Origin of the sequence: Williamsia sp. (genome assembly GCF_036566845.1) — a bacterium.
Taxonomy (GTDB): domain Bacteria; phylum Actinomycetota; class Actinomycetes; order Mycobacteriales; family Mycobacteriaceae; genus Williamsia.
This window is the reverse complement of sequence record NZ_DATCVM010000271.1, coordinates 15,604-30,584: the sequence shown is the minus strand read 5'-3', so window position 1 is coordinate 30,584 and position 14,981 is coordinate 15,604. Positions and strand designations below refer to the sequence as shown.

Sequence of the window (14,981 nt, the reverse complement as noted above, 5' to 3'; positions counted from 1 at the left end):
TCCTGGTGCCTCGCCGCCGTTGACCAGTTGGTCTCGTATCTCCCACCTGAACCATCAACGTGGCTTCCCCCGCTGACCACTGTCTTGAGCAAAGGCGCAGATCCTCTGCCTGCCGCGCTTCGGCGGGTCACGCTCGCAGATATGTCGCTGCTGACCTGTTCCCCAACCGTGTTGGCACAAAACGCCGTCCACATCCGCTCCTACCAAACCGCACGGGCAGTGATACTGGCGCGAGCCTCCGAGCGAAACTGATGGCAAGCGTCAAGTACAACGTCCGCCGCGGACGGACGCGCGATCTGGTCGGCGGACGCGAGTAGTCTTCCGGTGCAATGGTCCACACCGGCGAGACAGGCGACGATCACCGGACCCCACCGCGGGTCTTGATGATCGATGACGATCCGGAGCTGACCGAGATCGTCTCCACGTCGCTCGAGTTCAGCGGGTACCGGGTGACGTCGGCGCCCAGCGGAACCGACGCGATGAGGGCCCTGTCGGAACCGTTTGATGCGGTGATCCTCGACGTCATGCTGCCCGGCCTCGACGGTTTCGAGGTGGTGCAGCTCATCCGCGGCCGATACGAACACATGCCGGTGCTGTTCCTGACCGCCCGCAACGCCGTCGAGGACCGGGTCCGTGGCCTGCGACTCGGCGGGGACGACTATTTGACAAAACCTTTCAGCATGGCTGAGCTCCTGGCCCGGATGGACGCGTTGATCCGCCGGGCCGGTTCGAGCGGTCCATCTCAGGACGTCCTGCAGGTGGGCGATCTACGAATGGACCGGAGTGCGCGGCGACTGACCCGTGGCGACGAACCGATTTCCTTGTCACCCACCGAGTTCCGGCTCACGGAGTACCTGATGGTCAATGCCGGGCACGTCATGTCCAAATCCCAGATCATGGACGAGGTGTGGGGTTACGACTTCGGTGGCGACGGGAACGTCGTCGAACGGTTCGTCTCGTCGATCCGGCGCAAGGTGGACGGCGGCCACCGACGCCGGCTGCTGCACACGGTTCGCGGATTCGGATACACGCTGGACGCGTCACGGTGAGCGGGCGACGGCATCCGCGCACACTGCGGTTCCGGCTCGGTGTGGCCCTCGGGTTGCTGACCGTCGCCATCACGCTCGTCGCACCGCTGCTCAGTGTGCTCCTGGTCCGCGACCACCTCGAAGAACGCGCCGCCGAACAACTGATCAGCACGTCGGACCGGATCGGCGCCGCGCTGTCCGCGGTCTCGCCCATTCAGGTTCCGGCCCAGCAGGTGCGCGCCCTGCTCCCGTCCCTTGCGGTTTTTGTTGTTGTCGACTCCACCGGCCAGGGCCTGATGCTCGGTTCGGCCGGCACCGATCTCACCACCGGCGACCTGGCGACCTTCGTCCGCGAGACGGACGATCTCGGTCCGGGACGAGCCGAACGCATCACCGTCGGTTCCCAGGTCTACGCCGTTGCCCGGGTTCCCACGCCCGGGATCATCATCGTCGACGGGGCCTCCACCGTCGAAGTCACCGATCTGATCATCGGCCTCGAGCAACGCGACAACGATCTGCTGGTCCAGCGCCTGCTCTGGTACACCGTTGCGGGAGCCTGCGTCTCGATGATCGTGGTGGGCGGTGTCGGTGCGTATCTGTTGCGGCGCGGCCTGCGCCCCCTGGAACGTATGGCCGGCGCGACAGCCACCTCGACAGGCGGCGACATGCAGACGGTCGTGTCACATGTCGCACACTCCAACTCGGGCGCCGAGATCATCGCTCTGGCAACAGCATTGGAGTCTGCGTTCGCAGCCCGCCAGGATGCGGAGAACCGCATGCGGAACTTCGTCGCGGACGCCTCGCATGAACTCCGGGCGCCGGTCACCACGATGAGCTCATGGATCGATCACTACCTGCAAGGCGGTCTCACAACAGCCGAAGACATCGACCGGATGATCGCGCGCCTCGAAGCGGAAACCGGGCGGATGCGACTGTTGCTCGACGAGATGACCCTGTTGACCCGCAGCGATGCCGGCGTGCAGTACGAGCTGACCGAGATGGACGTCGGCGAGCTGGTGCACGAAGTGGTGGCCGACGCGGGTGTGGTCACACCGGAACGAGAGATCTCATACTGGTGTTCCGGTCCCGCCCGCGTCCTGGGTGATCAACATCGGCTGCGTCAGGTGTTCGGCAACATCGTCGGCAACGCCCAGGAGCACACCCCCGCGGGCCGGCCGATCGGTGTCCGAGTGACCGCCGGGGCAGCCGATGTTCGAGTGGAGATACGTGACCACGGTGAGGGGATACCTCCCGAACAGCTGGTGCATCTGTTCGACCGGTTCTGGCGCGCGGAACCCGGCGGATCCCGGACCCAGCGTCACTCCGGCCTGGGGCTCGCGATCGTCAAAGCCATCGTCGAGGCGCACGACGGGACGACCACCGTCACGTCCGAACCCGGGGTGGGCACCGTCGTGACGGTGATTCTCCCGTCTGCGGAGAATACCGTCAGCTGATCGTCAGGTTCGACGGTGGGTGACGGCGAGGTCGCAATGGTGTGCTGGCCTCTACCGCGAAACGTTCAGGGTCGCGTCGATCAGGCCGACGAGAAGGACCACAGTTGCAACTCCCCCACTCTGCCACCAAACTGTGGCACACCGGATCACGCTGGGCCACGCGACTTTTCGGATCAGCACCGCTGTTCTTGACGGTCACCTTGATCGGCGTATGCACCGGGACGCTGGTCTTCGCGATCACGTACACACCACCGGCGGCAACCCCACAGTCGTCGTCCGGGCCGGCTGAACCCGATTCGGAGAGTGTGGAATCGGCTCGGACATCGCTGCAGGAAGCGCAGCTGCTCTTCGGTTTCCTGTCCGGCGCCGCGACCAGCGCCTCGTCGGGCATCAGCACGGTGACCGCAAGCGCCGGCCAGATCTTCGACTCCATCGACACCGCCCGACTCGGCGCCGACCAGCTGGTGCAGGCGCTCGACACTGCGCCCGACCTCACCATCGCGGCCGATCAGATCGCCGCGGCAACCACCACTGCCGGGACCGCCGTCGCCGAGGCTCAGAACTTGTCCGCCGTCGCCACACAATTCGATGAGATCGTCACTCCACTGCTGACGACTCTGAATTCCTTACCGGCACCCGGCACCCGGGAGACCCGGGACAACCTGCTGGCGATGCAGACCTCGGCACGGGCGCTGGCCACCGACCTCGATTCGGTTGCCGGTCTACAGGACTCGCTGGGGGATCTGGGGACCTCGGTGAAATCGTCGGCCACATCCGCCAACAGCGCGATCGCGTCGGCGCAGACCTCAGCCGTCGGGCTCCGCGACGGCCTGTCGACCCTCGCCGACGCCCGGACCGACGCGGTCGCCGCCGCCGAGCAGGTCACCGCGGGCGTTGATCAGCTCGCCGGTGTCCTGACCTCTATCGGCGACGACCTGACCGCGGCATCCGACTCGCTGGCGGTTGATCCCGAGTCCACCGAGCCCGCAGAGTCCACTGAGATCGCATCGATGGAGCCTGCACCCGACACCACTGCGCTGACCACCGCCAAGGCAATCGGATACGGGGCCCTGACCGGTCTGGTGGTCCTGTTGTTGATCAGCGCGATCACGGGCCGGACGCACTCGACCAGCCGGGCTGCCGCTGCCTGAAACTTGGCTACGGTGAGTGTCATGCCGCCCCGAGGGAAGAATCCGAGCACTCCGAGACTTGGTCGCCCACCGTTGACCTCTGTGGCCGACATCCTCGATGCGGCAGAGAAAGTGGGCCTCGATCATCTGACGCGGTCGGCGGTCGCACGAGAGCTCGGTGTATCCGACGCGACCATCCGTCATCACGTGGAGTCGACCGACCGGCTCTACGCCTTGGCCAGTGCTCGCGTGTTCGGCCCACATCCTCGGTTCGCGAACCTTGACGCTCACCGCCGCATTGCGGCCACCCCGCCAGAACAGGTACCCGAACGAGGAGTACCCGAACGCAGAACTGCTGCAGAGTCAGGCCGCGTGGACCGCCTTACTGCATCGCGGTCTCAGTCGCGAGCAATACGACCGGATCATGTACCAGCGCTATCGCGCCGCGGCCGAGAGCGGTGCGTCGCTCGCCGATGCCGAGATACCGTCGCCCGCATCGAACTGACCCCCTGCACCTGACGCCCGTCCCTGCGAATCGACCCGACACGGAGCCGCCGCGCGCAATACACTGCGTTTGTGCAGCCGCCCGGGACATTTCAGGTGATCGCCGGGTTACGGACTCACGTGGTGGTCGATGGCCATGGTCCGCCGCTTCTGTATCTGGCCGCTCTCGGCGGCAACTGGTTCGACTTCGATCATGTGGCCGCGCTGCTCGAGGACCGGTGGACGATCATCCGCTACGACCGACCAGGGTACGGATTCTCGGAGCCACTACGCGTCGGTGAACTTCCGTCGCTCGCCGCCGAGGTCTCGCGTACCGATCAGATCCTCGACACCCTCGGCATCGTCGGGCCGGTGGTTGTCGTCGCACACTCACTCGCCTCGCTGTATGCCGAGGCGTATGCGCGCAGCCGACCGGCCCGCGTCGCCGGCGTGATCATGCTCGACGGTTCGTACGTGCTGTTGCCTTGGCAGTTGGTTCCACCTCGGTGGAGCAATCGGTTCGCCCACGCCACCGCCACGGTCATCACAAAGCTGCCGCTACCCCGGGCCGCCGGTACCCTCGCCCACCGCATCGCCACATCTCCCGGTGCTCCCGAAGAGTTGAACGAGAAGCAGCAGGCACTGGTCGACGAGATCTTCAACGGGAAGAACTACCCGCGGGCGCTGCTCGTGGAGCAATTGGCGTTCGGAGTGCTGAGCTCAGAGCTGACCGGCCTGCGCCGGACCCACGATCTGACTGCGCCGGCGCTGGTCGTATCTGCGGTCTCCCGGCACCGTACGCCGGTCAGGATCTTCTGGAATTGGAAGCAGCGGCGCTATGCCGCGCGACTGGGTGCCGAGTATCGGATGCTGAGCCCGGCGCGCCACTATTTTGTGGTCCACCAACCTGAGGTCACCGCGCGTCTGATCGAGGAGTTCACCGATCGCGTCGTCAGAGGTTGAACTGACGCAGGTCCGCGGTGGTCGCCAGACGTTCGCCGTCTTCGGGGAGCATACGGGCCAGCCGACGATGGGCAATCAGTCCGTTCGAGCCGAAGATGTGCGGTGTCATGCCGAGCAGTTGAGTCCGGCGGCGTGTGCGAGAGTTCGCCAGTTTCACGACTGATCACATCCTGTTTGCTACAGCGGATACTATTCTAAATACCGTAGATGAGCCTACCGACCGACGGACAGTGGATTCATCTCCGGCTACCTGTGCAGTGTGTCGTGTTGACCAAATGTGTTGTTACTCTCCGCAGGTCAGCACCTTGTCAGTGTTCGCGATGTTGCGTTGATCACATTACGCCGGCAAACTCTCGATCCCGTGGAGAACACGCGGGGAAGTCACAACTGTCACAGCAGCCCCACGATCAATTGGCCAAGCAGAAACCCACCCGTTCCGGTCATCTCCACCTGTTGCAACGAGTGGGTATGACCGGAACGAGTGGATTTGTCTGGCTGGCTTCAGGCGAGACCGGCGAGGTAGTTCTGCGCCCACTGCAGCGCAGTCACGCCGGGCTGGACCTCGAAGTCGGCGTAGCTACCGTGTGAGCCCGACTGCAGGAACCTGTTGAATGCGACGATCTGCGCTCGCGCCTTCTCGTTGCTCAGCTCGTCGACGATTGCGCCAGGGCCACCCTGAGTGATCAATTCGCCGACGATCGCCGCGGCTTCGAGTTGGTACTGCGCAAGCTGGTCCGGGTTCGGGTCACTGGTTTCCGCGAGGTATCCGGCGATCCGGGAGACATAGTAATCGCGAGGCACATTGCAGTATTGATCGTCGGGCTCGCAGATGGTGAAGGTGCGGTTCTTCACCCAGCCGAAGCCACCCTGCCGCGGACCGCCGTTGCCCTCACCGGTGAGCTGCGGGCCGATCAGCGCATCACTCTTCGACCGGCGGGGGTCGGAGATCAGCACCGCGCCCGCGAACTTGGCCGGGTCGATCGCACCGCGTCCGGTACCGATGTCGGCGGCCACGTCTCCGGCGGCGTCCGCACCCTGGCTGTAACCGATGAGCGCGATCTTGGCACCCGGGCACTGCTTGGTCATCGATACCGCGAGGCCCTCTGCGTTGGCAACGGCCTGGGCCTTGGACTCCCCGTAGATCCTGCCGCCGTCTTCCCACGGGAAGGCGGTGGCGTTGTAGCCGACGAGCTGAGTCTTCGTTTCCGAGCCCAAGCCGGTGGTCGGATAGGCGAGCATCCCCCGGATCTGGGCGTCGGCCGACTTCTCCCAGGTGCCGGGGATGGCCAGCACATAGAGCTCCGGGCAGTCCGCCGGATCAGCTCCGGCAACCGGAGAGGACAGCGTGGTCAGCGTTCCCGCCGCCAACACCCCCGCCGCCAACGCACTGACCCATCGACGCAACCGCATGCCGTTCCTCCACTGATCGACTTTCACGGGTAACGATACGATCTCGCCGCCCGATCCCCGTGCACATCCTCTCAGGTCCGAAAGGATGCCGCACGCCCTACCGCTGGGGTGCCTGCGTGGGCTCGATCGGTGTCGGGAGCAACGACGAACCGGTCAGGTATACATCCGCTGCAGCAGCCGCGGAACGGCCTTCCGCGATCGCCCAGACGATGAGCGACTGGCCACGACCGGCGTCGCCGGCCACGAACACGCCCGGCACAGTCGACTCGAAGTTGTTGCCGCGCTTGATGTTTCCACGCTCGTTGTAAGCCACGCCGAGCTTGTCGAGAAGATCGTCGCGCTCGGGACCGACAAAGCCCATCGCCAGCAGCACCAGGTCGGCTTCGAGTTCGAACTCGCTGCCTTCGACCTTTTCGAAGCGTCCCGCGTTCATGACGACCTCATGCGCCTTCAACCCGGTGACCCGACCGTCTTCACCCGTGAACTCCTCAGTGTTCACCGAGAAGACACGCTCGCCGCCCTCTTCGTGCGCAGACGAGACCCGGAACATGAGCGGGTACGTCGGCCATGGTGTCGACTCGGCGCGCTCCTCCGGAGGACGCGGCATGATCTCGAACTGATGGACGATCTCGGCGCCCTGACGGAGCGACGTACCGAGGCAGTCGGCACCGGTGTCACCGCCGCCGATGATGATGACCTTCTTGCCCTTGGCGGTGATGGGTGGCTGACCGGCAGCGTCGAGGACGTCATCGCCCTGCTGCACCTTGTTGGCCCACGGCAGGAACTCCATCGCCTGGTGGATGCCGTCGAGCTCGCGCCCGGGGATCGGCAGGTCACGGCCCAATGTCGAGCCGTTGCAAAGGATCACCGAGTCGAAGTCGGCGCGCAGCTGATCGACTGTGACGTCGACTCCCACATTGACGCCGGCGCGGAAGACGGTGCCCTCGGCCTCCATCTGCTCGAGACGGCGGTCGATGTGCCACTTCTCCATCTTGAACTCGGGGATGCCATATCGCAGCAGTCCACCGATGCGGTCGGCCCGCTCGAAGACGGTGACGTCATGGCCCGCGCGGGTGAGCTGCTGAGCAGCGGCGAGTCCGGCCGGACCCGACCCGACCACGGCCACCGACTTACCGGTCTTGACCGTCGGCAGTACCGGCGTGACCCAGCCTTCGTCGAAGGCGTTGTTGATGAGCTCGACCTCGACCTGCTTGATGGTCACGGCGGGCTGGTTGATCCCCAGCACACACGACGCCTCGCACGGAGCCGGGCACAGCCGCCCGGTGAACTCCGGGAAGTTGTTGGTGGCGTGCAGACGGTCGATGCCGTCGGCCCAACGATCCTTGTACACCAGGTCATTCCACTCGGGAATGAGATTGCCCAGCGGGCAGCCGTTGTGGCAGAACGGGATACCGCAGTCCATGCAGCGGCTGGCCTGGGTCTTGAGGGTGGACTTGTCGAAGTCTTCGTAGACCTCTTTCCAGTCCATCAGGCGCAGCGGCACCGGCCGGCGCTGGGGCAGCTCGCGTTCGGTGTGCTTGATGAAACCTCGCTGATCAGCCACGTGCGGCCTCCATAACTGCCTCGTCCACGTTGCGTCCGTCCTTCTCCGCCGACGCGATGGCCAGCAGAACGCGCTTGTAATCACGCGGCATCACCTTGACGAAGTTCTGGGCGGTGTTCGCCCAGTCGTCCAGGATCGCCTGCGCCACCGGCGAACCGGTCTCGTTGCGGTGTTTGGTGACGATGCCTTCGAGGAACTCCAGGTCATCGGCTTCGAGCAGTTCGGGCGCAGCCAGTTCGGTGTTCAGGTTCGACTCCAGCTCCTTGGCCGGGTCGTAGACGTACGCGATGCCACCGGACATACCGGCCGCGAAGTTACGTCCGGTCGATCCGAGGACCACCACGCGTCCACCGGTCATGTACTCACAACCGTGGTCGCCAACACCCTCGACCACCGCGGTGACACCCGAGTTGCGCACGCAGAAGCGTTCGCCCACCACGCCGCGGAGCAGGATCTCGCCGCCGGTGGCGCCGAATCCGATCACGTTGCCGGCGATGATGTTCTGTTCGGCCACAAAGCCTTCGGGGGCGTTGTCGGCGGGCGAGACCACGATGCGACCGCCGGACAGACCCTTGCCGACGAAGTCGTTGGCGTCACCCTTGAGTCGCAGCGTCACGCCCCGGGGCACAAAGGCGCCGAAGCTGTTGCCTGCCGAGCCCGCGAAGTCGATGATCACGGTGCCGTCGGGCAGGCCGTTCGCACCGTAGTTCTTGGTGATCTCGTGGCCGAGCATCGTGCCGACCGTGCGGTTGACGTTGGCGATCTTCGACGTGAAGGCCACCCGCTCACCCTTGTCGATCGCGGGACGGGCCTGGGCGATCAACTGCTGATCAAGGGCCTTGTCCAGCGCATGGTCCTGTCTGCCGGAGCAGTACAGGTCCTGGTTCATGAACGGTGAATCCGGCTGCACCAGGATCGCCGACAGGTCGAGCTTGCCCGCCTTGTCCGACTTCCAGTGGTCCAGGGCCTTGGCGGTGTCGAGCATCTGCACCTGGCCGACAGCTTCCTGCAGGGTGCGGAAGCCCAAGCGCGCCAGCAGTTCCCGGACCTCTTCGGCGATGTACATGAAGAAGTTCTCGACGAACTCGGGCTTGCCGGTGAAACGCTCACGCAGCAACGGGTTCTGCGTCGCAACACCCACAGGGCAGGTGTCGAGGTGGCAGACGCGCATCATCACGCAGCCCGCGACCACCAAAGGCGCTGTGGCAAAACCGAACTCCTCGCCACCGAGGAGTGCCGCGACAACCACGTCGCGGCCCGTCTTGAGCTGACCGTCGACCTGCACCACGATGCGGTCGCGAAGTCCGTTGAGCAGCAACGTCTGCTGGGTCTCGGCGAGGCCGAGCTCCCAGGGTCCGCCGGCATGCTTCTCGGAGGTCAGCGGAGTTGCACCGGTACCGCCGTCGTGACCGGAGATCAGCACCACGTCGGCGTGTGCCTTCGACACACCGGCGGCAACCGTTCCGACGCCCACCTCGGACACCAGTTTCACGTGAATCCGGGCTTCCGGGTTCGCGTTCTTCAGGTCGTGGATCAGCTGTGCGAGATCCTCGATGGAGTAGATGTCGTGGTGCGGCGGCGGCGAGATCAGCCCGACGCCAGGCGTCGAACCGCGGACCTCGGCGACCCACGGGTACACCTTGTGCGGCGGGAGCTGTCCACCCTCGCCGGGCTTGGCGCCCTGGGCCATCTTGATCTGGATGTCGGTGCAGTTGGTCAGGTAGTGCGAGTTGACGCCGAAACGTCCCGACGCAACCTGCTTGATGGCACTACGACGCCAGTCGCCGTTCTCTTCGCGCTCGAAACGAGCGACGTTCTCGCCGCCCTCACCCGAGTTGGAGCGACCGCCGAGTCGGTTCATGGCAATGGCGAGGGTCTCGTGTGCCTCGGCCGAGATGGAGCCGAAGCTCATCGCACCGGTCGAGAAACGCTTGACGATCTCGCTCGCCGGCTCCACTCGATCGATCGGGATCGGATCACGATCGCCGAAGTTGAAGTCGAAGAGACCACGCAGCGACGCGATCTGCCGGGACTGATCGTCGACGAGCTTTGTGTACTCCTTGAACACCGAGTACTGCCCGGTGCGCGTGGAATGCTGCAGCTTGAAGACGGTGTCCGGGTTGAACAGGTGGTATTCACCCTCGCGACGCCACTGGTACTCGCCACCGACCTCGAGCTCGCGGTGGGCCCGCTCCTCAGGACGGTCGGTGAACGCGACAGCGTGGCGGACGGCGACCTCGGCGGCGATCTCATCGAGACCGATACCACCGAGATGCGACCGCAGACCGGTGAAGTACTCGTCGACGGTTTCCTGGTCGATGCCGATGACCTGGAACAGCTGGGCTCCGGTGTACGACGCCAACGTGGAGATGCCCATCTTCGACATCACTTTGAGAACACCCTTGCCGGCGGCCTTGATGTAGTTCTTCTGGGCCGTCTTGTAGTCCAGACCACCCAGCACGCCACGCAGGGCGAGATCCTCGATGGTCTCGAGTGCCATGTACGGGTTGATCGCGGCGGCACCGAAGCCGACCAACGCGGCCATGTGGTGCACCTCGCGGGCGTCACCGGCCTCGACCAGCAGACCGACCTGGGTACGGGTCTTCTCCCGGACCAGGTGGTGATGCACGGCGGAGGTCAGCAGCAGCGATGGGATAGGCGCCAGGTTCTCGTCGGACTCACGATCCGAGAGCACAACCAGGCGGGCGCCGTCGGCGATGGCCTCGGAGACCTGGTTGCGGACGTCGTCGATGGCCTTGCGCAGTCCGGCGCCACCGTCGGCGACCGGGTACAGACCACGGATCTGAACGCTGCGGTAGTCGGCGAACCGCTCGTCCTCACCCAGACGCACCAGTTTGGCCAGGTTGTCGTTGTCGAGGATCGGCTGCGGCAGCACGATCTGCTTGCAGGATTCGGGACCCGGGTTCAGCAGGTCGGCCTCACGGCCGATCGTGACACCGATGCTGGTGACGACCTCTTCACGGATCGCGTCCAGCGGCGGGTTCGTGACCTGCGCGAACATCTGCTGGAAGTAGTCGAACAGCATGCGCGAACGCTTCGAGAGCACGGCGATGGGCGTGTCAGTGCCCATCGATCCGATCGCCTCGGCGCCGGTGCGGGCCATCGGCTCGACGAGCACGCTGATGTCTTCGGTGGTGTACCCGAAGACCTGCTGACGCAGCTTCACCCGGTCATGGGCCATGTGGGTGTGCGGCTCACCGGGCAGGTCGTCGAGGTGCTTCATGCCCTCGTCGAGCCACTGCTGATACGGATGTGCGGCGGCGAGTTCGTCCTTGATCTCGGCGTCGTCGACGATGCGGCCGGCGGCGGTGTCCACGAGGAACATCCGGCCGGGCTGCAGGCGCAGCTTCTGGACGACATCTCCGTGATCGATGTCGAGGACACCGACCTCGGAAGCCATCACGACCAGGCCGTCCTTGGTGACCCAGATACGGCTCGGACGCAGCCCGTTGCGGTCGAGTACCGCGCCGATCAGGGTGCCGTCGGTGAAGCAGACCGATGCCGGTCCGTCCCAGGCCTCCATGAGCGTGGAGTGGTACTCGTAGAACGCCCGGTGCTCAGGCTTCATCGACTCGTGACGCTCCCAGGCTTCCGGGATCATCATCAGAACCGCATGCGGCAGGCTGCGCCCACCGAGGTGCAGGAGTTCGAGAACCTCGTCGAAACGCGCGGTATCCGAAGCACCCTCGGTGACCACGGGGAAGATCTTCTCCGCGGTGCCTTCACCGAAGACGCTGGTGTCGATGAGCGCCTCGCGGGCCCGCATCCAGTTCTCGTTGCCCGTGGCGGTGTTGATCTCACCGTTGTGGGCGACGCGACGGAACGGGTGCGCCAGCGGCCAGCTCGGGAACGTGTTGGTGGAGAAGCGCGAGTGGACCAGGCCCAGTGCGCTTTCGACGCGATCGTCCTGCAGGTCGATGTAGAAGCCACGCAACTGCGGGGTGGTCAACATGCCCTTGTAGACGAAGGTGCGGCCGGACAGGCTCGGGAAGTAGACGGTCTCCCGGCCGGGGCCGTCTTTGCCTGCACCCTTGCTGCCGAGTTCGGTTTCGACCCGCTTGCGCACCACGTAGGCGCGTCGTTCGAGGTCGTCACCGCTTTCTCCGGCGATGAAGATCTGGCGGAAGGTCGGCATGGCGTCACGCGCCAGCGCACCCAGGGAAGCCTCTTCGATGGGGACATCACGCCAGCCCAGGATGGTCAGGCCCTCGGACTGGACGATCTTCTCGACGCCGTCGCACGCGGTCTTGGCGTCCGCTGAACCCTGCGGCAGGAAGGCGATACCGGTGGCATACGAACCTTCGGCCGGCAGCTCGAAGTCGACGACACCGCGGAAGAAGCGGTCGGGAACCTGGATCATGATTCCGGCACCGTCTCCGGTGTTCGGCTCTGCACCGGCAGCGCCACGGTGCTCGAGGTTCACCAGAGCCGCGATCGCCTTGTCGACGATGTCGCGACTACGCCGACCATGCATGTCGACAACAAAGGCAACACCGCAGGAGTCGTGCTCATTCTGCGGGTCGTAGAGCCCTATAGGGCCGGGAGCGTGCTTCATACTTTTCGCCCTTAACACCGCGCTCACGTGGAGCGCACAGGTTCAGCAGTGGTTACGTACACGGGGACGCGGCCAACCAGGTAAGGTAAACCTAAAGACTGCTTCCACCTGCACTTACGTGCCTCGCGGGCCAGTCCCCCATACTTCCAGCCAGCGCCGTTGCTGACCACAGATGATCGCTGATCATTGCACGGAGGATCTCCCCTGCAACAAACATCGACCTATTTTCTCACGGCACCCATGCCGGATTGAAATCGCGCCCGCCAAAAAAGCCACCCCGACGGATCCCCCGAACGATTCTCGCTGCTCCGGAAGCACCCACTATTGCCTAGATCACATGTGAGCGCGCGCCCGACCCGGGCCTCTCGGACTAGAGATCTTCGATCGATCGATCGATAACAACAATTCGCGCCCGGGGTCACAGCCCCTGGCGCGAATTTTGTTCAGCTGATGTTCGTCAGATGTCTGCGGCGACGTTGTAGACCGTCAAGTTCGGCCGACCGGCCAGCAACGGGCCCAGGTCGAGGATCGCCCCATCGCCGGCGCGCCATTCGCGGTACTTTGCGTCGGCCTCGGCGGTCGCCCAGCGCTCGACAGCGAGGAACCTGGTCGGATCCGCCTTGTCGATGAGCACCTCGACGCCGTCGCATCCATCGAAAGCCCGAGTCTCTGCCAGCACGCGCTGCATCACGGTCTTGGCGGCGTCGAGAGAATCTTCTTTGAACTTCAGCTCGAGAAGTGCGGTCAATGACATTTTCGGATCTCCGGTCTCGTGGGAACGACATTTCTACTCGACCGAACCTACCCATAGGTGGTGGCCATCGGCGCGGAAACCGACGGCTTCGGCCGCTGAGCGCTGCGCACCGCCATCTTCGTCCCCCACAGGGGCCTCCGAGGGAACATTTCCCTCCGACCCCGCTCAGGGGGACGAAGACGCCGACCCCAGTCCCCTTCGACGCGGCTTGCCGCTCAGATCACCCGCAGGAGCATCTCGGTGACCGCCTCCGGTTCAGAGATCATCAGGTCGTGACCGGTGTCGATGTCCCAGACGCGTCCGTCGGAGTCGGCTTTGAGTTTCTCCACGTCACGAAACGGCAGGGTCTCGGTACAGACGATGTGCGACTGCGGGATCGTGCGCATCGCGGACTCGTTGTGCAGCACCAACTTCTGTTCGAAACATGCCCAGGGGTGCGGCGTCAGCTTGGGCTTCATCCAGTCGATCTGGTCGGGGTCGGTGACACCGTAGAACCCCATCGGATCGTTGCCCGGGAACAACACGAGTTCCACCCCGTCGACCACACGGCCCCCCGCCCGGGCTGCCTCCATCAGCGGGCCCGCGACATCGACCAGCGACTGACCGTTCTCCGGGTTGGCGGCATCGAGGAAGACGACATGCCCGATCCGGTCGGTGACGCGATCCGCGACACCGGTGATGATCATCCCGCCGTAGCTGTGGCCGACCAGGATCACGTCATGCAGATCCTCGAACTCCAGAACGTTGACGACGTCGGTGATCTGGACGTCGAGATTCACGTCCTTCGACACCAGGTGCGACCGCTCACCCAATCCGGTCAGCGTGGGTGTGTAGACGTCGTGGCCGGCGGACCGGAGTCGGCGCGCCACGAACTGGTAGCACCAACCGCCGTGTCCCCCACCATGTACCAGGACAAACGTTGCCATAGGAAATCTCCGAACTTCAGTTCCGTGTGCCCGCACCGGACACTAAGTAATCAGTTGATAACTTAATGATTCAGAGTCGTCCCCGCAGCGTTTTCTCCGCACTAGACTGCGTGCGATGACCTCGCCGACCCCGAAACGACGAAACGCCCCGCGCACCAAGGCGCAGATTCTCGCCGCCGCCCAGCAGGCGTTTGCCGAAGAGGGTTACGCGCAGACGGGCATCCGTGAGATCGCCGCCCAGGCCGGCGTGACGTCACCGATGCTGCACCGGTACTTCGGTACCAAGGCGAGTCTTTTCGAAACCGCGCTGGCCGAGACGATTCATATCGAGGGCCTCTTCGACGCCCCACGGCACGACTTCGGCGAACTCCTCGCATCGGTGCTCCGCGACCCCGACTCCAACCTGTTGGGCCCATCGATCGTGGCATTGGCGATCGGCCACACCGACGCCCGCGACATCGCGGCGCATGCCGCGAAAGTCCATGTGCTGGAACCACTCGCGGAGTGGCTCGGTCCTCCGGACGGCGCCGAACGCGCTTTTGAGATCGTCATGATGGGTATGGGTTTCGTGCTCTGTTCCAGGCAACTCCCGCTCCTGCCGGACGGCGATCGAGACGTGGCGAACATCAGTGAATGGTTCGCTCAGACGGTGCAGGCGATCGTCGACCGGTCAGCCGCCCAGAAGACCTAGAC

At 64.6% G+C, this 14,981-nt stretch carries 11 protein-coding genes; 6 read left to right on the top strand and 5 right to left on the bottom strand.

Features of this window, described 5'->3' with window-relative positions:
• The first annotated feature begins 329 nt into the window (after positions 1–329).
• The 5 genes from VIQ49_RS26205 to VIQ49_RS26185 all read left to right on the top strand — a co-directional run bounded on the left by VIQ49_RS26205 (position 330) and on the right by VIQ49_RS26185 (position 5,058).
• The gene (locus VIQ49_RS26205; RefSeq protein ID WP_331889621.1) at positions 330–1,049 is read left to right on the top strand and encodes a response regulator transcription factor; all 720 of its coding nucleotides are present in this window, start codon (positions 330–332) and stop codon (positions 1,047–1,049) included.
• A complete protein-coding gene (locus VIQ49_RS26200; RefSeq protein ID WP_331889618.1) occupies positions 1,046–2,482 on the top strand; it encodes a HAMP domain-containing sensor histidine kinase in 1,437 nt (478 codons plus the stop codon). Before VIQ49_RS26205 ends, VIQ49_RS26200 begins: the two co-directional genes overlap by 4 nt.
• 104 nt (positions 2,483–2,586) lie before the next feature.
• Positions 2,587–3,633: a hypothetical protein gene (locus VIQ49_RS26195; protein ID WP_331889616.1), complete on the top strand. Its 1,047-nt coding sequence runs from the start codon at positions 2,587–2,589 to the stop codon at positions 3,631–3,633.
• A 220-nt stretch (positions 3,634–3,853) separates the two neighbouring features.
• The gene (locus VIQ49_RS26190; RefSeq protein ID WP_331889614.1) at positions 3,854–4,117 is read left to right on the top strand and encodes a hypothetical protein; all 264 of its coding nucleotides are present in this window, start codon (positions 3,854–3,856) and stop codon (positions 4,115–4,117) included.
• A 71-nt stretch (positions 4,118–4,188) separates the two neighbouring features.
• Positions 4,189–5,058: an alpha/beta fold hydrolase gene (locus VIQ49_RS26185; RefSeq protein WP_331889612.1), complete on the top strand. Its 870-nt coding sequence runs from the start codon at positions 4,189–4,191 to the stop codon at positions 5,056–5,058.
• A gap of 501 nt (positions 5,059–5,559) precedes the next feature.
• Here the strand turns inward: VIQ49_RS26185 and VIQ49_RS26180 are convergent.
• The 5 genes from VIQ49_RS26180 to VIQ49_RS26160 form a co-directional block, all read right to left on the bottom strand.
• Positions 5,560–6,468: a cutinase family protein gene (locus VIQ49_RS26180; RefSeq protein ID WP_331889610.1), complete on the bottom strand. Its 909-nt coding sequence runs from the start codon at positions 6,466–6,468 to the stop codon at positions 5,560–5,562.
• A gap of 97 nt (positions 6,469–6,565) precedes the next feature.
• The gene (locus tag VIQ49_RS26175) at positions 6,566–8,032 is read right to left on the bottom strand and encodes a glutamate synthase subunit beta (RefSeq protein ID WP_331889608.1); all 1,467 of its coding nucleotides are present in this window, start codon (positions 8,030–8,032) and stop codon (positions 6,566–6,568) included.
• Positions 8,025–12,608, bottom strand: a complete 4,584-nt coding sequence (gene gltB / locus VIQ49_RS26170) for a glutamate synthase large subunit (RefSeq protein WP_331889607.1) — start codon at positions 12,606–12,608, stop codon at positions 8,025–8,027. Before gltB ends, VIQ49_RS26175 begins: the two co-directional genes overlap by 8 nt.
• Positions 12,609–13,065: 457 nt before the next feature.
• A complete protein-coding gene (locus tag VIQ49_RS26165) occupies positions 13,066–13,362 on the bottom strand; it encodes a putative quinol monooxygenase (RefSeq protein ID WP_331889606.1) in 297 nt (98 codons plus the stop codon).
• A gap of 215 nt (positions 13,363–13,577) precedes the next feature.
• Positions 13,578–14,288, bottom strand: a complete 711-nt coding sequence (locus VIQ49_RS26160) for an alpha/beta hydrolase (protein WP_331889605.1) — start codon at positions 14,286–14,288, stop codon at positions 13,578–13,580.
• Between the two features lie 115 nt (positions 14,289–14,403).
• Between VIQ49_RS26160 and VIQ49_RS26155 the strand changes: the two genes are divergently transcribed.
• Positions 14,404–14,979, top strand: a complete 576-nt coding sequence (locus VIQ49_RS26155; RefSeq protein ID WP_331889604.1) for a TetR/AcrR family transcriptional regulator — start codon at positions 14,404–14,406, stop codon at positions 14,977–14,979.
• The last annotated feature ends 2 nt before the right edge of the window (positions 14,980–14,981 follow it).